The organism is Specibacter sp. AOP5-B1-6 (assembly GCF_052376555.1).
Taxonomy (GTDB): Bacteria; Actinomycetota; Actinomycetes; order Actinomycetales; family Micrococcaceae; genus Specibacter.
In genome coordinates this window covers 1-20,965 of the sequence record NZ_JBQSVT010000029.1, presented here as the reverse complement: position 1 = coordinate 20,965, position 20,965 = coordinate 1, and the positions used below count along the sequence as shown (strand labels likewise).

Sequence of the window (20,965 nt, the reverse complement as noted above, 5' to 3'; positions counted from 1 at the left end):
CGCAATGAAGAGCCGCACAGCCCACCAACAGGATGCTGACTTTGGTGCCCGCATGCTCATGGACAGCGACGCCAGACATGCAGAAATGGCCAAGCTGAGGGAAAGCCTTGCCGGACGCGGGGTGCCGGCGGAACACGGCGGCTGCCTGCCCGGGGTCTCCGTCATCGTCCCGTCCTACAAGGGCGAAGACCACCTGCCCGCCTGCCTGAACTCCCTGGGCGCGCAGACACTGCCGCCACACCTCTTCGAGGTCATCGTTGTGGTTAACGGCGTGAAGGACGGTTCCCTGGAAGTACTGAAGGTCTGGAAGAAAAAACATCCCCAACACCAGCTGCGCATCATCCACCAAGCCACACCCAGTGCCGGAGCCGCCCGCAACCTCGGCATCTCGCTGGCGGCCCACGCCTTCACCACCTTCGTGGACGACGACGACTATGTTGGCCCCGAATTCCTGGAACGCATGCTGGCCGTTGCCGGACCGGACACCATTGGCATCAGCCCCATCATCAACGTCGAAGCGGACGGCACCTGGGCCGAGCAGAACCCCCTGAACGGATACATCACCGCCAAGGCCGGGGGAGACTTCCCGCTCACCACGCTGCCGCCGCTGCTCGGATTCAACGCCTGCAAGCTCATCCCCACCGCAGCGCTGTCCCGGATCCGCTACGACGGCGGACTCCGCAGCGGCGAAGACATCTGCTTCATGGCCTCCGTTGCCGTGTCCCAGGAGTTCAAGGCCCGGGTCGGAACCACAGACACGGATGGAGCCTACTTCCGCGTGCTCCGGGACGATTCCATCTCCCGCCAGGACCTCACCTTTGATTTCGCCGTCACCCAGCGCTTGGAGGTCATGGCCGTCCTGGAACAGGGCAGGCCGTGGGACCTGTCCGCCAATGACCAGCTCCTGCAGGGGCTCATGCGCTCGCAGGCAGGCTTCATCGGCCGGTACCTGGACGCCCACCCGGAACAGCTGGACGCCATCCACGCAGCCGTCGAGTCCTCCCCGGTTCGGGACTTCCCCTGGCAGCAAATCAACAAGGGCAAGGCCCGCGACCTGGTGGTCAGTTACTGCTTCGCCCCCTACTCGGACACCAGCGCCGTGGTTGCGGCCAAGGCCATTGTGGAACGCGGCAACATTGTGGACGTCATCTCCAACGACATGGACGGCGTGCGCCGCAAGGACTCCAGCCTGACCACGATCGCCGGACGCTACGTGGAAAACTCCGTCGTCATCGATGCGCCCCCGTCGTTCGCCGGCTGGGAAAAGATCTCGGAATTCGTCACCAAGGGATCGGCGGCGGCCAACCGCCAGGACGCCCGGGTTGGCGGGTACCGCACCCTGTACAGCCGGGTGCTGTGGACCGGCTCGCATTTCCTGGCCGCCAATTTCAAGCTCAGCCACCCGGCAGTGGTGTGGACGGCGGAGTTCTCCGACCCCGTCAGCGCTGATGCCGAAGGCCGCCCGCGCAAGGGCAACCTGGTGCGGGACGAGCTGTTCCAGGAGTTTGCCCGCGGCGTCCGTGCCGCCGGGTTCCCGGTGCCGGCGACGGACAACCTCTTTGAATGGTGTGAGTACGTCACGTATGTCCTCGCCGACGAGATCATTTTCACCAACCACAACCAGCGCGACTACATGGTGTCGAGGATCGCCAGCAAGAAGCTGCGCCGCCGCGTCCTGGACAAGGCCACGGTCCGCTTTCACCCCGTCCCGCCCCAGCGCAGCTACACCGTGGTTCCGTCGGGCTACCAGCTCTCACCGCATGTGCTGAACATCGGCTACTTCGGCGCCTTTTACGACAACCGCGGTCTCGACGACGTCCTGACGGCATTGGTCAACGCCCCCATGGACGTCCGCCGGCAGGTGCGCCTGCATGTGTTCACGGACCGGAAGAAGGAGTTTGGCGCCAAGGTGAAGCGGATGGGCCTGGCCGGCAACGTGCTGTTCCAGAGGTATCTGCCGTACCTGGAGTTCCTGAACATCTCCACCCGCTTCGACGTGCTGGTCGTCAACGACGTTGAGCGCGGCGCGGAGCTGCCCATCAACCCGTTCCTGCCGTCGAAGTATTCGGACTACGTGGGGTCCGGCTCCAAGATTTGGGGGCTGGTGGATGAGGGCAGTTCGCTGAGCCAACGCGAGCTTGCCTACAAATCTCCCGTCGGCAACGGCTCGGCGGCGCTGAAGACCGTCAGCAGCATCCACCGGGAATGGGCGGCCGTCCGCGACCAGGGTTCGGCATAGATGGCAGGGGCAGCCGCTGTGGTTTCCGTCAGTGAACCGGGCTTTTCCGCCGGCGGCCGGCTGAGCCTGGACATCGGCACCTCCCACGGCGTGAAGAACCTCTTCTTTGACATGCACGACGCCGGGATCCCCAGTTTCGATTCCATCGCCGCCACTGTTGGGCTGCTGCTGGGACGGGGCACTGCGGGCGTGGACTTTGACTTTCCCGTCTCGGCACGGACGCTGGAGGCACTGGCGGCACACTGCCGCTGTGCGGTGAACTCAGCCAGGGTGGGGAAGGAAGCCCGCCATCCGGCCGCGTCACGGGTCGGGCTGGCCTTTTCCGGCGGATTTGATTCGCTCATGGCCCGGGACTTGCTGCCGGCGGACACGGCGCTGCTGTCCCTGGACTTCGGCGGACGATTCGCCCGGGAACGGGCCATGTTCAACACTTTTGATTCGCATGTGGTCGGCACCAACCTGGTGGACATTGGCTTGAACCGAAAGTCCTGGAGCTTCATGGCTGCCGCGAACGTGCTGTTGCGGGATTCCCTGGGACTTGGCACCCTGTCGTTTGGCACCGTGACGGAGGCCCGGCCCAAATACTTCCGTTTTGACGGGCAAACGCAACCCGTCGGCTCCACCCTCGAAGCCGTCACGGAAATGCCCATTTTCAATCCGGTGCTGGGCCTGACGGAAGTGGCCACGGCACAATACGCCCTCAACCACCACCCAACACTGGTGGCGGACATCCTGAAATCCGTGGCGAATCCGGGCGAGGAAAAGGCCTATCGCAAGCAGCTGCTGCTTCTGGCCGCCGGCGCCCACGCAGGAAACGCCGTGGCCCCCGCAGCCGCGAGTCTTCCCGCCCGGCCGATTCTCAACTGGGGCTCGAGCCTCGCTGCGGACTTCCTGTCCCTGTACCTCATGAAGCACCTCGGCGCCGGGATCGTCCAGAAGCTGTACACGGAGCCCATCCCGGACGCCGCAAGGCAGTTGGTGGACAAGCTGACGTTGAACTTCTTCGGCAGGGTCAATGCCAATTTCTATCAGGGCCATGACCGCAGCCTGCAATCCGGAATGTACCGGAAGCTGCTCCTGGCCGGTGTTGAACCGTACGGCTCCCACGACTTCCGCGAGTTTGCGCAGGTGGCAGCGCTTTTGGGCTGATCCCCGGCGACCGGGTTGACCCCTGCTTTTCGGCAGGGTGCAAGGAAGTTATCTTGGTGCGAAAAATGGGTGCGAAGGTGCGGTGCCACGTGGTACGTTTCTTCCAACTGACGAAAGCGAGCCCCAGGTGAGAAGTCGCCGTGTGCCCATTCTTTTTGTTTCGCTCGCAGCCGCAATCGCCCTTGTTGCGACCGGGTGCACGTCGGACTCTGACACAGACTCGCCACCCACCACAACTGCGTCGCCTCCAGCCAGTTCCGTGGCCGACGTGACGGTTCCGGATGCGTTCACCGCGATCACGATCAACCCGATCGGGGAGCCTCCGCTGCCGTTCCGCGGCACGGACGGCAAGTACCACGTTGTCTATGATCTGCAGCTGACCAACGCCACGAAGGTGCCGGCCACTTTGGGCAAGATCGACGTCGTCGACGGGACGGATCCGAAAAAGATTCTCGCCAGCTTCACCGGAACGGCGCTCATCGACCCGACGTGCACTTTCGGCAACTGCAATCGACTGCGTGGCTTGCCAGCGAGCGTCATCGACAATGCAGAGATCCCGCCGCAGGAGAGCCGGGTGCTGTTCATTGACTTCACCCTGGATTCGCTGGAGCAGGCCCCGAAAGTTCTGCTCCACCACGTCTCCGGGGCCGGTGCTGCCTCCCCGGCGTTCGGCACGCCGGGTCCGGTCGACTATCTGAGCACACCGCTCGCTCTCTCCACCCAGACCTTGCCGGTCATCTCGCCGCCCGTGAAGGGTGACAACTGGATTGCCCTCAACGGTTGCTGCGAGCCTGGTTTCCCGCATCGCAGTTCGGTGATGTCGGTCAACGGCAAACTAAACAACAGTCAGCGCTTCGCAATCGATTGGAAGCGGACCAATGACCAAGGCGAGTTCTACACCGGCGACAAGACAAGCAATGAGAGCTACGCCGACTACGGCTCGGAGATCCTCGCCGTGGGCGACGCGACGGTGGTGTCGATCCTCGACGGCATGGAGGCGAATGCGCCGGGCGTCCTGCCCGCCAGCAACCCGGCATTGGCAGCGAAATTGACTGTCAAGAATGTCGATGGCAATCACGTTGTGCTAGATCTGGGAGGCGGTGTGTTCGCAATGTACGCCCACATGATCTCCGGTTCGGTCGCGGTTAAGCCCGGCGACAAGGTGACCGAAGGCCAGGTGATCGGAAAACTCGGAAACACCGGCAATGCCAATGCTTCACATCTGCATTTTCAGCTGATGGACGGACCGAGCCTGCTCGAGGCGGATTCGTTGCCTTATGCGCTGAAAAGCTTTCACTACGACGGACAGGTCGCCCCGCAGCAGATCGCGGATGCGGACGACTACCTGAGTGGGACGTTCCTGCAGGGCAAGCTGCCGAGCCCGGAATCACGGACCAATGAACTGCCGCTCAACCTGGCGATTGTGGACTTCCCGTAGTTGAGGCGGGCACTCAGTCCGGCGCGGCGGGGGTCGCGGTTCGAAGGAAGCTGCGGACGGCATCACGGTTGCGGGTCAGGGCATCGATGCGGGCTCCCATCTGATCCACCTCACGTGCCAGATTGTCCGCAAGCTCCTTGTCCACCTGAGGCCGCAGCGCCGGCCCGGAACCGTCAAAGCAAGGCACCACGACGCGGATGACGCGTGTGGACAGCCCGGCCGCAAGAAGATCGCGCACCTGCTCCACCTGAACGGGACGCCAATTCACCAATTTTCATGCCCAGATCCACCACCCGATAGAGAACAACATTGACGTGCTCGTCAAAGTTTACCGAGTGCCCGCCGCGTGCGGAAAACGGTGTGAGGGCGCTCATGGTTGTCGGGCAGGAAGCCTCGGTTTTGACCTTAACGTCAACGTCAACGTTTATTCTTTGAAGACCCGGCCGGACGCCCGCTTGGCCAGGACAACAACCCGCACACCAGACAGGCGGGTGGATTAGCAAGGAGATCTTCGATGAAGGCACCAATTGACCCTCAGGGAATAGCGCTGGTCGTCGGCGGGACAGGAATCTCAGGCAGTGCGCTCACCAGGGAACTCGTTGCCCAGGGATGGCGGACCATCAGCCTGTCCCGGCGTGAGGCTTCTCCCCAAGCCGGCATCGAGTCGGTGCGGGCGGACTTGACCGACCTGCAGTCCGTGCAGACCGCACTGGCAGGACTGAATCCCACCCACGTGTACTTCACGGCCTGGAGCCGGATGCCCACCGAAGCCGAAAACATCTCCGTCAACGCCGGCATGGTCCGCAATGTCCTGGACGCCGTCGGTCCGTCCGGGAAGCTGGAGCATGTGGCCCTGGTGACCGGACTCAAGCACTACCTCGGACCATTCGAGGCGTACGGCACGGGCTCAACACGGGACACCCCGTTCCACGAGGACGAGCCCCGGCTGGATGCACCGAATTTCTACTATGCCCAGGAAGACGAGCTGTGGCGGGCCGCCGATCTCTACAATTTCGGGTGGAGCGTGCACCGTTCGCACACCATGATCGGACATGCCATCGGCAACGCCATGAATCTTGGCCAGACCCTCGCAGCCCAGGCAGCACTGTCCCGCGCGGAGGGCACGCCCTTTGTCTTCCCCGGCAATGAGGTGCAGTGGAATGGCGTCACGGACGTGACCGACAGTGGCCTGTTGGCCCGCCAGATGGTCTGGGCGGCCACCACCCCGGGCTTGCCGAGCCAGGCTTACAACACAGCGAACGGCGATGTCTTCCGGTGGCGCTGGATGTGGCCACGGATTGCGGAACTTCTCGGCGTGGAACCCGAGGGCTTCAGCGAACGGGCGCGTCCCCTGGAAGAGCAGATGGCCGGCAAGGCAGATGCATGGCGCCAGCTGGTGGAACGCGAGGGCCTCGCCGAAGCTGACCTCTCCCGAGTGGCGTCCTGGTGGCACACCGACAGCGACCTCAACCGCCCCGTTGAGTGCTTCACCGACATGAGCCGCAGCCGCAATGCCGGGTTCACCGGCTACGCCGACACGCTCGCCTCGTTCGCAGCTTTATTCGACACACTTCGCGCGGAACGGATCATTCCCGCCTGACCGCGACCGAAGGAGTAGCTCGCTCGGATTACAAGCAACCGCCGGTCGCCGGGATCTTGGCCACGGCGGCGGAGATTTCCGTCAATACGGTGTCGGACGGGATCTTGTTTGTTTCCAGCACCAGCTCGGTGGCGGGGGTGCGGCCATAGGTGGTGATGGTCCAGGTGGAATCGTTGTCCTTGAGGACCCAGTCCACACCATTGACGGTCACGCATTTGTCGGTGGTGGGGCCGGGCACCACAACGCCGCAACGCAGGACCACAAGGGAGGGATCGCCCCAGGCGGCGGTGGCCTGGCTGGTGGTGGTTCGGCGTTGGGAACCGGCAAGGGAGTCCGGCAGGGCCACCATCATCGGGGCGCAGGCCGGATTGTTGGCGTCGTCAGCCTCGGTAACGGTCACCGATGGTGCACAGGCGGTCAGAACTAATAGGGCAGCGGCAGCACAGGGCACAGCGATCCGCCAGGAACGAGAAATCAAAGGCATGTCCACAGCTTATCGGCTGAAACTGTGAAGGAGCCGTTGGGTGGGCCGGGCCACAGAACGCCCAACCTTGAAGGGCAGACACCGCCCGAGGCAGCGCCCGGAAGAGCTGGTGATCTCCATCACCGAACCAAGCCAAAAGCCGCGCAAACACCCACTGGTCCCGCAAGCACCCAGCATCGCATGCAAGGATAACGTCCATGATTCATGAACTCGATCCAGACCGGCCTGCCGCCCCGCCCGCCGGAACCCGGCGAAAGCGCAAGACCGGGCGCAACGTTTTGTTGGTGCTCCTCGGGCTCGTCGTGGTCGCCGCGATTGTTGGCACCGTCTTCGTGGCCAACCTTGCCCACAGCTACGACAGCAAGACGGAAAAGATCGCCGACGCGTTCCCGGACGATGCATCCCGGCCGGCCAAGTCGGACTCGGGAGCCATGAACATCCTGCTGCTGGGCAGCGACAGCCGCGGAGACTCCGTGGACATGGCCGGCGAGGGCCAGGCGTCGGACCAGCGCTCGGACACCATGATGTGGGTGCACATCCCCGGGGACCGCAAGAACATCGTCATGATGTCGATCATGCGTGACACCTGGGTGGACATCCCCGGCGTCGGCGAAGCCAAGATCAACGCCGCCATGGCCAACGGAGGCGTCCCGCTGGTGGTGGAAACCCTTGAGGGGCTCTTCCACAACCGCCTCGACCATGTGGCGATTGTGGACTTTGAGGGATTCAAGGCCATTACCGATTCGCTGGGCGGCGTAAACGTCGACGTTCCTGTGGCGTTCACCACTGCCGACGACGAGTTCAACTTTGCCGCCGGCCCCCAAATGTTGAACGGCGATCAGGCCCTTGGCTTTGTGCGTGAGCGCTACGCCTTCGCGGACGGGGACTACCAGCGCGTGCGCAATCAGCAGATCTTCCTGAAGTCGGTCATGAACACCGCACTCACTCCCGCCACGCTGGCCAATCCGGTCAAAATCAACGATCTTGTCGGCAAGGTTTCCCCGTATCTTACGGTCGATGAGGACCTGGACGCGGGCGTGCTCGGCAGTCTCGCTGTCAGCCTGCGGGACGTCCGCGGTTCGGATGTAAAGTCCTTTACGCTGCCTAACCTCGGCACCGGAACCAGTGCCGACGGCCAGTCGATCGTGGTGAAGGACGACGCCGCCATCTCGGCTATCTCGGAGGCGCTCACCAACGATTCGCTTGCGTCATACCTTGCGGACCACGAGCCGGGCTGATCGGCTCTCCGGCCGGGGGCGCGCCGGAATATGAGATAATAACGTGTTTGGACTATTCGGTTTGTGTCTCGCCGGGTTCCAGCGGTCATACACTCGCACTTCTCTTGGCTTTCTCACGGCCGGGATGGTTGTACTTAAGGGGAAATATTGGGCCACACGCTCACCCGCCGATGGATTGCGGCGGCCATTGCCGCTGTCATGCTGGCTGCCCTGTGGAGCATTCTCTTGGGCGGCGCCGCCCAAGCGCAGCCCGCACACGGCGTCGGCGACACGGCCGTGGTCCAGACGACGCAACAAGTTCAGCCCGCGCCAAAGCCCGCGCCAACGGTCAATCAGAACGTGGCACAGGAGGGCACGGTGGCAGCCAAGAAGGTCGCAGCCACGCCCAAGGCGCCGAAGGGCAGCCCCCTGGGCGTGCAGCTGGCCACCATCGCGGTGCTGGTGATTCTCGGCGTCGGATATTTCCGGCTGATGAGTCACTCCGGCCGACGGGCACCCGCCAAAAAGCCTGCCGAGGAACCCGCGGCAACTGCCGCTGCAGGGAACGGGAAGCAGCCAGACGGTGCTTGAAAAGTTTCAGTCGCTCAAGAGCAGTCTGACGGGACCACGGGCGCACGATCACGGCGGCAGCTCCGGTGCCCCCGGTAAGCAACTGCGCATCATGCTCATGATCCACTCGTACTGGCCGGAGAACAGTCCGCCACAGCGCCGCTGGACAACACTCATCCGTGAATTCCGGAAGTCGGGGTGGGACGTGGATGTTGTCACCCCCGTCGCCCACTTCCCTGAAGGCCGGCGCAGCCTTCCCGTCAGCGAGGCAGGCAGGCCGTTCCGCGGCCAAAAAGGCCCGCTGGGGGAGCGCATCAAACGCGTCCCCTACATCCCGCACAGCGGAAACTCCCATGTGGCCCGACTCCTGGACCAGCTGATCTCCGCCGCCATGTCCATCCCGGCCGGCCTGATGTGGCGCAAGGCCGACGTCGTCATTGTCACCGCGCCCAGCCTGCCCATCATGGTGGCCGGCTACGTCGTGGCGAAGCTGCGGCGCGTGCCTTTGATCGTTGAAATGCGCGACGCCTGGCCGGATCTGGCCCGCGACGCCCGCATTGTCAAGGGCAGCGTCAAAAGCATTGTGGAACGCGTGGTGGAAGCCATCCAGAAGCGCGCCGACCTGGTCGTGTCCGTCACCGAAGGCTTTGCGGAAACCCTGCGGGCCCGCGGCGTGAAGAACGTGGTCACGGTTAGCAATGGCCTGGACCTGGACTCCGTGCCTGTGTTTGACCCGCCCGCCGTGGACTCCGACACCTTCGAAGCCCTGTACCTGGGCAACCACGGCGAAAGCCAGCGCCTCGATGTTGTCATTCGTGCCAGCGCCCTGGTGGGGGATTCCATGCGCCTGCATATGGTGGGCCACGGCAGCCAGCGCCCCGGCCTGATGGAACTGGCGCAGGAGCTCAACGCACCCGTCACCTTCCACCCGTCCCTGCAGGGCTCGGACGTGCTTGACCGCTACAAGCAGGCGGACACGTGCATCGTCTCCCTGCGTGACGACTGGAAATCCTTTGAGGCCACCGTGCCGTCGAAAACCTATGAGGTCATGTCAATCGGCCGGCACGTGACGGCAGTAGTCCGAGGCGAGGCCGCACGCATCGTCAAGGACGCCGAATGCGGCGACGTCGTGGCATGGAACCCCGAGGCCGTTGCCGCTCTGTGGCGAGAACTGGCTGCCGACAGGACACGCCTGCACACCGGCACCACGGGCCGCGACTGGGTGCGCGAACACGCCAACTACCCGATGCTGGCACAAAAATACATGGACACCATTGCCGCGCTTGTCCGGGAAAAGAGTGCTGTTTAGTGCGGTTGTTGAAAAATGTCGTGCTGGCTGCCTCCACGGCAGCCCGGCACATCTCAGATGATCCCGTGGTGCTGGTCCTGCAACTTTCCCGGCGCCTGCCTGCCCGCTTCGTGCAGCCTGCGGCCAAGGCCGTGTGCCGGGCCATGCCCGCATCGGCAGCCCCGGCGGCCCTGATTGCTTCCTACGTTGCCGGCGATACCGCCGGCCTCGAACGGCGCTTTGACAAGGCCCGGACTGACGGAGTGGCCGGCAACCAGGCACGGCTAGCCGCCGATGTCGCGTTGGCTGCCGGGCAGCCGGAGTGGGCTGACGCGTTCCTGCCCGCCGCTGCCGGCAGCACGCGCCTGCCTGCCACCCTGGCCCGGCGCAACTGGTACGACGGCGACATGTCGGCTGCCGTGGTCGCCCTCTCCTCCCAGCGGGGAGCCCTGGGCAGGCATCACGACCGGCTGGCAGGGGAACTGCGCACGTTCAGCGGCTGGACCCCGGGGCTCCCTCCGACACCCATGACCCCGGTCCCTGGACGGGTGCTGCACTTTCTGACGAATTCCCTGCCGCACACCAGCAGCGGCTACGCCCAGCGGAGCCACTCCATCCTGGCGGCGCAGCGGGATGCCGGCTGGGACGTGCTTGCCGTGACACGGCTCGGCTACCCGGTCCAGGTGGGCAAGGTCCTCGCCGCCGGGCAGGACGTTGTTGACGGAATCACCTATGAGCGGCTGCTGCCGTCCCGCATGGATGCCACCGCCGATGCGAGAATGCAGCAGGAAGCTGAAGAATTGCTGCGCGTGGCGCTGGAATTCCGGCCCCAGGTACTGCACACCACCACCCACTTCGCCAACGGACTCGTTGTTGGCGCCGTGGCCCGGGCGCTCGGCATCCCCTGGGTTTACGAGGTCCGCGGCCAGCTGGCCGACACCTGGGCATCCACCCGTGGCGAGGAAGCCAAGGAAAGCCAGCGTTACCTCGCGTTCCAGGCATGCGAGGCCAGTGTCATGAACTCCGCGGACCAGGTGTTCACACTGGGCGAGACCATGAAGGACAGCATCGTTGCGGCCGGGATTCCTGCCGACAAGGTGCTGCTCGCACCAAACGCCGTGGGCGGAGAGTTCCTCGAGGCTCCCCCGACCCATGAGCGTGCCAGGACTGCACTCGGCTTGGACCCGGAACTCAACTACATCGGCACCGTCAGCTCATTGGTGGCTTATGAAGGCATGGACCACCTGGTGGACGCCTTTGCCATCTTGGCGCCGGGCTTTCCCAAGTTACGCCTCTTGATTGTGGGAAACGGCACATCGCGGCCCGCACTGCAGGAGCAGGTGAAGCGGTTGGCGCTGGACGGGAAGGTCATTTTTACCGGCCGGGTTCCCCGCGAGTCCACCCCTCTTTACCATGCAGCGCTTGATATTTTTGTGGTACCCCGGAAGGATTTGGCCGTCACCCGGGCCGTCACGCCGTTGAAGCCGGTGGAAGCATTGGCCAGTGCGCGGCCCGTTGTGGCGAGCAATCTGCCCGCGCTCCGTGAGATCATAGAAGAAAATGTTAACGGGAGGCTAAGTGCGGCGGACAATCCGGCGGACTTGGCCAAGGTTTTGTCTGGGCTGTTGTTGGATCAAGAGTTAAGGAACCAACTCGGCCTGGCCGGCCGCAACCGTGTTTTGGAAACGCGCACCTGGGCGGCCAATGCTGCCGCCTACAGCGCGGCATACAAGAAAGTTGTTGAATTGTCGTTGGATAGCCGGAGTGGCACGCATGACTGAAGCTGTTGCGGAGCTGCCCAAGCCTGCCGCCGTTCATGACGTGCCTGTTGATCTCAGCAAGCTCAAGAGGGTGGGGGCACGCCCGCCGTTCCTGGATTACCTTGTCCAGCTGTGGGATTTTCGCCAGTTCATCTACTATGACGCCCGTGCCAGGGTGCAGAGCAGCACACACCGCGACAAACTTGGCAGCGCATGGCTCATCCTGAACCCCGTCTTCAATGGACTGACCTACTTCTTGGTGTTCGGCCTGCTGCTCAACACCAGCAAGGGGATCCCCAACTTCATCGGATACCTGGTCATCGGTGTCTTCATGTTCCAAATAACGTCGGGCGCCATCATGAGCGGTGCCCGTTCGCTGCAGCAAAACAAGTCACTGGTACAAGGGTTCAGTTTCCCTCGTGCGGCCCTTCCCATCGGCGTCAATCTGCGCGAATTGCTCGCCAAGATTCCCATGTTCATCGCCATGCTGTTGATTATTTTGTTGGTCCCGCCAGTCGAGCCCATTAGCTGGCGGTGGTTGTTGCTGTTTCCGGTTCTTGCTCTGCAGTTTTCATTCAACCTGGGTGTGGGGCTGATACTGGCAAGAATGATATCCAAAGTTAACGATGTCACGCACCTGCTGCCGTTTATGCTGCGGTTTGTCATGTACTTATCAGCTGTTTTTTATTCACTTGACCGGTTCAAGGACCACCCGGTCATTCTGAAGGTCATGGAACTCAACCCCATGTTCATCATCATTGATATCACTCGTGATTCGGTTCTGTACGGGGTCACTCCCACGTGGGAGTCGTGGGCCACGCTCACGGCCTGGGCGTCCATTGCGCTTGTCGTGGGCATGCTCTTTTTCTGGCGAGCAGAGGAATCATATGTCCGGGGATAAGTTTCTCGAAGCACTGTTGGCTGACCCCTGTGTGGTTGCAAACAGTGTGGCCATGAAGTACCGCGTCATCTCCACCGAAGAGAAGGCCAAGACGCCCAGCCTTGGCTGGAAGTTCCTGCGGCGCCTCAAACCCAATCCCAACACCGTCACGGTCAACGCCCTCAACGAGCTGTCACTGGTGGTCCGACGCGGCGAGTCGGTCGGCGTCATTGGCCGCAATGGATCGGGCAAGAGCACCCTGATGAAGCTGGTCAGTGGCCAGGTTCGGCCCACCAGCGGGGCCATCCACGCCTCAAGCACGCCCATCATGCTCGGCGTCAATGCTGCGCTGGTGCCTGAACTCTCAGGCGACCAAAACATTGTCCTGGGCTGCCTGGCCATGGGATTGGACCGGGATGAGATCGACGAACGCTTCGATGAAATCGTTGAAGTCTCGGGCCTTGAAAAGTCCATCCACCTGCCCATGAAGTCCTATTCATCAGGCATGGGATCCCGGCTCCGATTCGCCATTGCCGCCTGCGGCAACCCGGAGATCCTGCTCGTTGATGAGGCCTTGAACACCGGTGACGCGCAATTCGCCGCCCGCAGCAAGCGTCGCATGGACGAGCTGCGTGACAAGGCCGGTTGCGTGCTGCTGGTCAGCCACAGCCTGACCACCATCAAGGACATGACCGGGCGCGTGGTGTGGCTGGACAAGGGGGACCTCATCATGGATGGCGACCCCAAGGAAGTCACGAAGAAGTACATGGAGTTCACCAAGTTGCTCGCCAAGGGCAACAATATTTCGGCACACAAACTCCTGTCAGAGGTGCGGACGTCCCTTGAGATGTCCAACATCATCAAGTCCGGAGATCTCGGGCGCCAAAATACGGTGATGTCCTGATGTATTCAGTCGACGAGGCCAAGACCGCCCTGTGGCATTTGCGATCCGGAGGACCGGACCAGCTGAAAGAGTGGCAGAACCGCCGCCGCGTGGACCTAGGTTTTGCCGCACCCACCAGTGTCCAGGGAGTCGAAGCCGGCTGGGTCGGCAGAGGCCGGAAACGCCACCTCTCCTTCACGCCGGCAAACCTGCCTGCCGGTGAAGCACGCCGAAGCGACCTCAAGGTCGGCGTCATTCTGGACGATTTTTCAGCCATGGCCTTCCGCTTCGAATGGAACGCAGTGGCACTGGACCCGGAGTCCTGGTCCCAGCAATTGGACGGCCTGGACCTGGTATTCATTGAATCCGCCTGGGCGGGCAATGATAGGCTGTGGCGCGGCAAGATTGGCGGCGACGGCGGTCCGGCGCAACAGTTCACCGACATGCTCGCCGCCTGCAAAGCCAAAGCCATCCCCTCCGTTTTCTGGAACAAGGAAGACCCACCGCACTACGACGATTTCCTGCCCGCCGCGCGGCTTTTCGATGTTGTCTTCACCTCCGACGAGGGACGCATCGAAAGCTACCGCGCCGATCTTGGCCACGACCGCATCGGCGTGCTGCCCTTCGCGGCCCAGCCGGCTGTCCACAATCCCGTCCGCCCAGCGAAAGGCTGGCACAAGCGCGACGTGGCCTTTGGCGGCATGTACTTCGCACACAAGTACCCCGAACGCCGCGAACAAATGGACCTCCTGCTCAACGCTGTCATGGACGCCTCCAGCAAGATGGACACTGGGCTGGAGATTTTCTCCCGGCAGCTTGGCGGCAACCCGGACTACCAATTCCCGGCGCCGCTGGACACCCGCGTAGTCGGGTCACTGACGTATCCGCAGATGCTCTCCGCGTACAAGGCCTACAAAGTCTTCCTGAACGTGAACTCGGTCGTGGACTCCGCCAGCATGTGTGCCCGGCGCATCTTTGAGATCTCAGCAGCCGGGACGCCCGTCATCAGTGCGCCCAGCGCGGCCATCAGGAACTTCTTCACCGAGAACGAAGTCCCGGTTGCCGACACCCGCACTGCCGCGGCCAACCTGAGCCGGGCGCTGGTGAAGAATGCCGAACTCAACGACAGGACGGCCCACCTGGCCCAGCGCCGGATCTGGGCGGAACACACCTACGCCCACCGTGTGGACTCCGTGCTGGCACGGGCACTCCCCGGCAGGACCTCAGGCATGCGACGGCCCACGGCATCTGCGCTCGTCCCCACCATCCGGCCGCAGCAGGTGGAAAACGTGTTTCGCACCGTCGCAGCACAAAAGGGAATTTCCACCCAGCTCGTGCTGCTGACGCACGGCTTTGAACTGGCTTTGGAGGAACTGCACCGCTTGCAAGAGCGCTACGGAGTCGCTGACGTGGCTTTGTTGACTGCCGGCAGGGACATTTCCCTGGGGGAGTGCCTGAACCGCTGCGTGGCCGCCGCTGACGGTGACGTCCTGGCAAAGATGGACGACGACGACCATTACGGGAGCGAGTACCTCTCGGACCAGCTGTTTGCCATGGAGTATTCGCGTGCTGAGGTTGTGGGCAAGCAGGCGCATTACATGCACCTTGCGGCGTCCAAGGCCACGATCCTGCGTTTCGGTCACAAGGAACACAGATACACGGACTTTGTCATGGGGCCCACCATCATGGCCCGCAAGGAAGTATTTGTTGCCAATCCCTTCCCGGCTCTCGGACTGGGGGAGGACACGGGATTTTTGCGCAATGCAGGAACATCCGGCATGCAGATCTATTCTGCCGACCGGTTCAATTTTTACCAGGTGCGTGCCGGTGACGGCCACACCTGGCAAGTGGAAGACGCCGAGTTGCTGGCATCCGGCGACCTAAAATTCTATGGGGATCCCAATGAACACACCGACATTTAAAGCAGCAGCCGCAGTTGGCATTGAAACTGTGGCCGTCATTGGCTTGGGCTACATCGGCCTGCCCACTGCCGCCATCTTGGCAGGCAACGGCGTCAAGGTCATTGGCGTTGATGTTTCAGCAACCACCGTTGATGCGGTCAACCGCGGCGAAGTACCATTCGTTGAGCCCGATCTTGGCATCAACGTCGCCGGCGCAGTGGCGCAGGGCTTCCTGCACGCGCAGAAGGAAACACCCCAGGCTGACGCGTACATCGTTGCCGTCCCCACACCTTTCCTCGCGGACAAGACTGCCGATCTGAGCTACATCGAAGATGCCGCCCGCGCCATCGCGCCGCAGCTGCGCGGCGGCGAGCTCGTCATCCTTGAATCCACCTCCCCGCCGCAAACCACGGCCCGCATGGCCCAAGTCATCCTGGACGCACGTCCTGATCTGAGCCTGGATGGTTCAGAAGGGCGCCCCGCCGTCCTGTTCGCCCACTGCCCCGAGCGTGTGCTGCCCGGCCGGGTCATGATCGAACTAGTGACAAATGATCGCATCGTTGGTGGGCTGAACCCAGGTGCGGCCACCGCGGCCACTGCACTGTACAAGGTCTTTTGCCTGGGCGAAATCCTGGAAACAGACGCCACCACGGCCGAGCTGTCCAAACTGGTGGAAAACGCCTACCGGGACGTCAACATCGCCTTTGCCAACGAGCTCTCCATTGTCAGCAAGAATGTTGGAGTGGACGTCTGGGAACTGATCGAACTGGCCAACCACCACCCCAGGGTCAACATCCTTCAGCCCGGCCCGGGCGTCGGAGGCCACTGCATCGCCGTGGATCCATGGTTTATCGTTGCCGCCGATCCTGAGAACGCCCGCTTGATTCGCGCAGCGCGTGAAGTCAATGACTCGAAGCCGCAGTATGTTGTGGACGATATTCTTGCTCCCGTAGCGGATCAGGATTCACCAACCATTGCCGCACTCGGACTTGCGTTCAAGCCAAACATCGACGACATGCGTGAGTCTCCAGCCGTGGATATTGTTCACAAACTCGCAACTCAGCGTCCGGACGCCAAGATCTTGGTTGTGACTCCGCATTCAAATGTGCTGCCCAAGAAGCTTGAAGGATTCCCTAACGTCACGTCAGTGACGGCGAATGACGCCATCGCTGCAGCTGACGTGGTTGCCCTGCTGGTGGACCACGACAAATTCCGCAAAATTGATACCGCGTCACTGGCTGGCAAGCACGTTGTCGACACCCGTGGTTTTTGGCGTACGGACGTGGCCGGCCAGGCAAGCTAGCCCGGGCCATGTCGAAGCTACGCAAGGCGGCAGCCAGGGCCCTGCCTCGGAAATACAAGAACAAGCTACGCAACGCGGTTCACCCTGCCCAGCGCCTAGCCCTAGCTCGGATGCTGTCCAGAGGTGAGTCCGATGTGGGCTTACTCAGCGTCGTCATTCCTGCCTACAACGTGGCTGAATACATTGCTGAATGCCTTACTAGCGTTATTTCGCAGAGCTACACGAATCTGGAAATCATCGTCGTTGATGATGGTTCCACAGACGCGTCGATGCAAATCGTCGCCGGCTTTGCCAAGTACGATAAACGAATCTCCGTCATCCAGCTTGAAAATGGTGGCAACGGTAGGGCCCGGAACATTGGTATAAATGTGGCCAAGGGGGAGTATCTGACCTTCGCTGACTCTGACGATGTTGTTGCTCCTGGGGCGTATGCGCTAATGATGACGGCTATCAAAACGTCCGGTTCGGACTTCGTCGTAGGCTCTTCCATGCGACTCATTGGAAAGAAGCTACAGAGCACCAAGATTTCGTCACACATGCATGCCAAGGAGCGTACTGGCATATCCATCAACGACTTCCCGGACATCCTGGATGATGTTTTTCTGTGGAACAAGGTATTCAAGAAGAGCTTCTGGGATGCCCAAGTTGCCCCCATTCCCGAGGGCGTATTGTATGAGGACCAGGAAACTACTGCGCGCGCATTCGTTCGCGCGCGCAGTTTTGACGTTCTCGAAGAGATCGTCTATTTTTGGCGGCAGCGCAGCGACGGAAGTTCCATTACCCAAGGCAAACGTGCGCAAAAGGACATTGACGACCGCATGTCGGTGGCCAATCGCATGACTACTTTGCTGGTTTCTGAGTCAACACCACAAGTCATTGAGAAATGGTTTGTGCGGCTCTTTGGAAGTGACCTCGTCCCTTACTACGGCGAGGTCCCGTACGCCGATGATGCGTATTGGTCTGTTCTGAGCGTTGGTGTGAATTCACTGTGCGAGCTCATGGTTGAGAACGTTAGCAGTATGGCCAAACTTTCCAAGAGACTGGATCCCCACGCGCGCGTGATGCTGCGCTTGGCTGCATCCGGGATGAAGGACGAGTTGGAAAGAGTCATTGTTGACCGCATGGAAGTTGGGACTGGCTACCAGCTTGAGGTGGATGACGGTCGATTCTATGCGATTCCGAACTACTGGAACCTGCTGCCGGAATGTTCCAAGGCCACTGTGCTGGAGTGTGATCCAGCCCTGCTGCAGACTGACACACATGTTTCAGTCCGGGGCTGGACGTCCAGTGGCGAACTAAAACTGTCGGGCTACGGTTTCATACGGGGACTCCGAGATCAAGAACTGATTGGTACAACGAGGGTTTCCGTCAAGACGACGGGAGGGCCCTGGACAATGTTGGCCGTCGATCCCGTGGTCAATGAAAATATTGATGCGAATACCAATGACCCATTTGCAACGCACACGAACTCCGCGTTCACTTCTGCGGTACCAGTCTCGTTTCTCAATTCCGCATCAAGTGACATCCTCCAAGTGAGCATTGGCCTGTCTGTTTCAGGACACGAATTTGAAGAGCAGCATACGATTGTTGTCCCAAAAAACGGCACCTGCGGCGATCTTGACGTGCCACGGGTCTGTGACTTTAGCGTCAATCTTGAGGCCGAGAAGTTCTACGTGAGTATAGATTGGGGCAATGGACAGCCAGCGACGCAGCTATACCTTGCTACCCAGACCCACCGTCTAAATCCCATCAGTACTAGGGATCTTGGTGGAACCGTAGTTAGATACGAATTCACTCTCGCACAGCCGTTCTGGGGGCGAGAAGTGTACGCACCACACTCTGGTGCCTATACCCTGCGGCATCGAATGGATGACAATGTCTCCCCAACTCCGATCGGGAAGCCCATGGGAGCGTCTCAGGCCTTGCTGTGGACGATGCCTCTCGACTACCAGCTTCAACATGCTCATGTGCGAGTCCGGTTAAATAGTGGAAGCTTTGCAATCGTTTTTTCCGCACCTCTTGATGAAAAGGAACGCGGACGATACTGGCAAAGGCATCAACAGGAGATATTTTCACGCGGTGAGCGAGAGATACAGAATCACCTTGTGTTCGAGTCATTTGGAGGAAAATCTTGCACGGACAGCCCAAGGGCACTTTCCGATGCAATGCATGCTCAGAATGCTGACAAAGAGATTTACTGGTCAATTCAGGATTTTTCCGTCAGTTATCCATCCTACGCGAAACCGCTGATCCGTGGCACAAGAGACTGGTTCGAGATGGTTTCCGGTGCCCATTATTTGATTAACAATAACAACTTTCCCTATTATTTCCGGAAAGCGGAGGGTCAGTTTTACCTCCAGACGTGGCACGGCACGCCGATGAAGAAGATTGGCCTTGATGCCCCCACGCGTTACCTATCACCGTCATATCGACGTCTCATGCAACGAGAAGCAAACTATTGGGACTTGCTCTTGGCGCAGAATGAATACTCGCGTAAAATATTGCCTAAGGCTTTTGGGTACCAGGGTCCCGTACTGACTGAAGGTTATCCTCGCAACGATGTCTTGTCAAGCCATAGGGCGGAACAAATTTCCCTCTCCACCCGCAAACTTCTGGGCATTAGAGATGACCAGGTGGCTGTTCTATATGCTCCCACGTGGAGGGATAGCGCCAAGGATATGACTGGCACACATCAATGGGTTGGCTATGTCGATTTTGAAGACGCAAAGAAAGTGCTAGACGACAGTACGGTGTTTCTGATACGGGGGCACCATAATGTTTCTGGGAGTAATGCATTTCTCCCAAGGGGAAATGCAATTGACGTAAGTGAATATCCCGAAATAAATGATTTAATATTGGCGTCGGATGCACTCATTACCGACTACTCATCAATAATGTTTGATTACGGGGTAATTGATAAGCCGATATTTTTTCTTGTGACAGATTTGGAAGATTATCAGTCGGATGTACGTGGTCTATATGTAACGCACTCTCAGGTCGGATTAGGTGAGACATTTCTCGATAGTCAATGCGTTGTTGAGTCACTCAGTCATCTGACACGGTCCTCCACTAGGTCAATGAGCTCGCGGCAAGAGCTGTGGTCGAGAGATGATGGGGGCGCCTCGAAAAGAGTAATAGATTTATTCGTCATGGAATGATTAGGATATCCAGTCACAAAAAGTTATTACGGCGCCAGGCTTCGATTCGGTTAATATGAGTCACTGCTCGGTATCCGGCTCTTCAGAATCCAGGGTGTAGTTGGTGCGGTGGCGTTCTGATTCCGGAGCGGGCACGCTGTTTGGCTCGAGATGAGGGCCCTGCGCGAGAATCAGACTGTCTAGATCTTGATCTTTCTACCGCAGGGCCCTCGTGAACAACGCTACCTTCCATCTCCCTGACCTGACTACTTTCTGCCGCCTTAATGATCTTGGTCTTGAAACGACGGGGCAGTTCCTGACTCGTGATCGTGCTGAGGTTGCCTGCCGTGTTGCGGAACCGGATCCTTGGGGTTCGGAGTGCGGCAGCGAGGGCATTCCGCGGGACACGGTGACCTGGCAGCTTGTCCATGAACCCTTCGGTTGGCGGCCCACCACATTGCTGATCAGTGTGCGGGCATGTGTGGCGGCAAAACACGTCGAAGGCTGCCTGCCCAAGAACGAAATTCTCCCGCCGCGGACTTCGTTGGGCGCTGGAAGGCATCGTCGGCCAACACCTCACCGTGGCCCGGGTTGCCGAGGGACTGGGCGCTTCATGGAACACGGCGAACCAAGCAGTTTTGGCCGAGGGGTGGCGTGTGCTCATCGTTGACCGGGTCCGTTTCAACGGGGTGAAAATCATCGGTGCTGATGAACATGTCTGGCGGCATACCCGCCGCGGGGACAAGTACGTCACTGTGATCATCGACCTGACTCCGGCCCGCGACAGGACGGGCCGGTCCCGCCTTCTGGACATGGTCGAGGGCCGTTCCAAGCGGGTCTTCGCTACCTGGTTGAAGGCACGCCCGCAAGCGTGGCGGGACGGGACGGGACAGAGATTGTCGCCATGGATGGCTTCTCCGGCTTCAAAGGCGCTGCCGCCGAGGAACTGCCTGCAGCTGTCCCGGTCATGGAGCCTTTCCACGTTGTTCGTCATGGCTGGGGACGCGCTGGACAACTGCCGGCGCCGGGTTCAACAAACCATGTCAGGCACCGTGGCCGTCCCGGCGACCCTCTCAACAGGGCCTGGCGTACTTTGCAGGGCGGTGAGGGACTGCT

At 60.8% G+C, this 20,965-nt stretch carries 15 protein-coding genes and 1 pseudogene; 14 read left to right on the top strand and 2 right to left on the bottom strand.

Annotated features, from left to right (window positions below):
- Window positions 1-4: 4 nt before the first annotated feature.
- The 3 genes from ACT3TS_RS14095 (at window position 5) to ACT3TS_RS14085 (ending at window position 4,826) form a co-directional block, all read left to right on the top strand.
- Window positions 5-2,239, top strand: coding sequence for a glycosyltransferase (locus ACT3TS_RS14095; RefSeq protein WP_444532142.1), 2,235 nt, complete (start codon window positions 5-7; stop codon window positions 2,237-2,239).
- A complete protein-coding gene (locus ACT3TS_RS14090) occupies window positions 2,240-3,388 on the top strand; it encodes a hypothetical protein (RefSeq protein ID WP_444532141.1) in 1,149 nt (382 codons plus the stop codon). It begins immediately after the preceding gene.
- A 259-nt stretch (window positions 3,389-3,647) separates the two neighbouring features.
- The gene (locus ACT3TS_RS14085) at window positions 3,648-4,826 is read left to right on the top strand and encodes a M23 family metallopeptidase (protein WP_444532140.1); all 1,179 of its coding nucleotides are present in this window, start codon (window positions 3,648-3,650) and stop codon (window positions 4,824-4,826) included.
- Between the two features lie 13 nt (window positions 4,827-4,839).
- Here ACT3TS_RS14085 and ACT3TS_RS14080 read toward each other — a convergent pair whose 3' ends face one another.
- Window positions 4,840-5,064, bottom strand: a complete 225-nt coding sequence (locus ACT3TS_RS14080) for a hypothetical protein (RefSeq protein ID WP_444532139.1) — start codon at window positions 5,062-5,064, stop codon at window positions 4,840-4,842.
- Between the two features lie 276 nt (window positions 5,065-5,340).
- Between ACT3TS_RS14080 and ACT3TS_RS14075 the strand changes: the two genes are divergently transcribed.
- Window positions 5,341-6,426 carry an SDR family oxidoreductase gene (locus ACT3TS_RS14075; protein ID WP_444532138.1) on the top strand — a complete coding sequence of 362 codons (1,086 nt, stop codon included), beginning with the start codon at window positions 5,341-5,343 and terminating at the stop codon, window positions 6,424-6,426.
- Window positions 6,427-6,454: 28 nt separating this feature from the next.
- Here the strand turns inward: ACT3TS_RS14075 and ACT3TS_RS14070 are convergent, their stop codons facing one another.
- Window positions 6,455-6,910 carry a DUF3515 domain-containing protein gene (locus ACT3TS_RS14070; protein ID WP_444532137.1) on the bottom strand — a complete coding sequence of 152 codons (456 nt, stop codon included), beginning with the start codon at window positions 6,908-6,910 and terminating at the stop codon, window positions 6,455-6,457.
- A 197-nt stretch (window positions 6,911-7,107) separates the two neighbouring features.
- Here ACT3TS_RS14070 and ACT3TS_RS14065 point away from each other — a divergent pair, with 197 nt between their 5' ends.
- The 10 genes and pseudogenes from ACT3TS_RS14065 to ACT3TS_RS14020 form a co-directional block, all read left to right on the top strand.
- A complete protein-coding gene (locus tag ACT3TS_RS14065) occupies window positions 7,108-8,148 on the top strand; it encodes an LCP family protein (protein ID WP_444532136.1) in 1,041 nt (346 codons plus the stop codon).
- Window positions 8,149-8,295: 147 nt separating this feature from the next.
- Window positions 8,296-8,718 (top strand): hypothetical protein, encoded by a 423-nt coding sequence (locus tag ACT3TS_RS14060; RefSeq protein ID WP_444532135.1) that lies wholly within the window; start codon window positions 8,296-8,298, stop codon window positions 8,716-8,718.
- On the top strand, window positions 8,711-10,006 hold the full coding sequence (locus ACT3TS_RS14055) for a glycosyltransferase family 4 protein (protein ID WP_444532134.1): 1,296 nt from the start codon (window positions 8,711-8,713) through the stop codon (window positions 10,004-10,006). Before ACT3TS_RS14060 ends, ACT3TS_RS14055 begins: the two co-directional genes overlap by 8 nt.
- The gene (locus ACT3TS_RS14050; protein WP_444532133.1) at window positions 10,006-11,766 is read left to right on the top strand and encodes a glycosyltransferase family 4 protein; all 1,761 of its coding nucleotides are present in this window, start codon (window positions 10,006-10,008) and stop codon (window positions 11,764-11,766) included. The genes ACT3TS_RS14055 and ACT3TS_RS14050 overlap by 1 nt, the downstream gene beginning before the upstream one ends.
- Complete coding sequence (locus ACT3TS_RS14045) at window positions 11,759-12,646, top strand: ABC transporter permease (RefSeq protein ID WP_444532132.1); 888 nt, start codon at window positions 11,759-11,761, stop codon at window positions 12,644-12,646. The genes ACT3TS_RS14050 and ACT3TS_RS14045 overlap by 8 nt, the downstream gene beginning before the upstream one ends.
- Window positions 12,633-13,529 carry an ABC transporter ATP-binding protein gene (locus ACT3TS_RS14040; RefSeq protein WP_444532131.1) on the top strand — a complete coding sequence of 299 codons (897 nt, stop codon included), beginning with the start codon at window positions 12,633-12,635 and terminating at the stop codon, window positions 13,527-13,529. Before ACT3TS_RS14045 ends, ACT3TS_RS14040 begins: the two co-directional genes overlap by 14 nt.
- Entirely contained in the window at window positions 13,529-15,430 is a 1,902-nt protein-coding gene (locus tag ACT3TS_RS14035; protein WP_444532130.1) for a glycosyltransferase family protein, read from the top strand. Before ACT3TS_RS14040 ends, ACT3TS_RS14035 begins: the two co-directional genes overlap by 1 nt.
- Window positions 15,411-16,712 (top strand): UDP-N-acetyl-D-mannosamine dehydrogenase, encoded by a 1,302-nt coding sequence (gene wecC / locus ACT3TS_RS14030; protein ID WP_444532129.1) that lies wholly within the window; start codon window positions 15,411-15,413, stop codon window positions 16,710-16,712. The genes ACT3TS_RS14035 and wecC overlap by 20 nt, the downstream gene beginning before the upstream one ends.
- Before the next feature lie 134 nt (window positions 16,713-16,846).
- A complete protein-coding gene (locus ACT3TS_RS14025; protein ID WP_444532128.1) occupies window positions 16,847-19,870 on the top strand; it encodes a bifunctional glycosyltransferase/CDP-glycerol:glycerophosphate glycerophosphotransferase in 3,024 nt (1,007 codons plus the stop codon).
- 211 nt (window positions 19,871-20,081) lie between these two features.
- Window positions 20,082-20,965, top strand: a pseudogene (locus tag ACT3TS_RS14020) (ISL3 family transposase); the annotation flags it as partial.

What these genes read in the sequence shown, in the direction of transcription:
- ACT3TS_RS14095 (WP_444532142.1), top strand. Translation starts at nt 5, where the DNA reads ATGAAGAGCCGCACAGCCCACCAACAGGATGCTGACTTTGGTGCCCGC.
- ACT3TS_RS14090 (WP_444532141.1), top strand. Translation starts at nt 2,240, where the DNA reads ATGGCAGGGGCAGCCGCTGTGGTTTCCGTCAGTGAACCGGGCTTTTCC.
- ACT3TS_RS14075 (WP_444532138.1), top strand. Translation starts at nt 5,341, where the DNA reads ATGAAGGCACCAATTGACCCTCAGGGAATAGCGCTGGTCGTCGGCGGG.
- ACT3TS_RS14070 (WP_444532137.1), bottom strand. Translation starts at nt 6,910, where the DNA reads ATGCCTTTGATTTCTCGTTCCTGGCGGATCGCTGTGCCCTGTGCTGCC.
- ACT3TS_RS14065 (WP_444532136.1), top strand. Translation starts at nt 7,108, where the DNA reads ATGATTCATGAACTCGATCCAGACCGGCCTGCCGCCCCGCCCGCCGGA.
- ACT3TS_RS14045 (WP_444532132.1), top strand. Translation starts at nt 11,759, where the DNA reads ATGACTGAAGCTGTTGCGGAGCTGCCCAAGCCTGCCGCCGTTCATGAC.
- ACT3TS_RS14040 (WP_444532131.1), top strand. Translation starts at nt 12,633, where the DNA reads ATGTCCGGGGATAAGTTTCTCGAAGCACTGTTGGCTGACCCCTGTGTG.
- ACT3TS_RS14035 (WP_444532130.1), top strand. Translation starts at nt 13,529, where the DNA reads ATGTATTCAGTCGACGAGGCCAAGACCGCCCTGTGGCATTTGCGATCC.
- wecC (WP_444532129.1), top strand. Translation starts at nt 15,411, where the DNA reads ATGAACACACCGACATTTAAAGCAGCAGCCGCAGTTGGCATTGAAACT.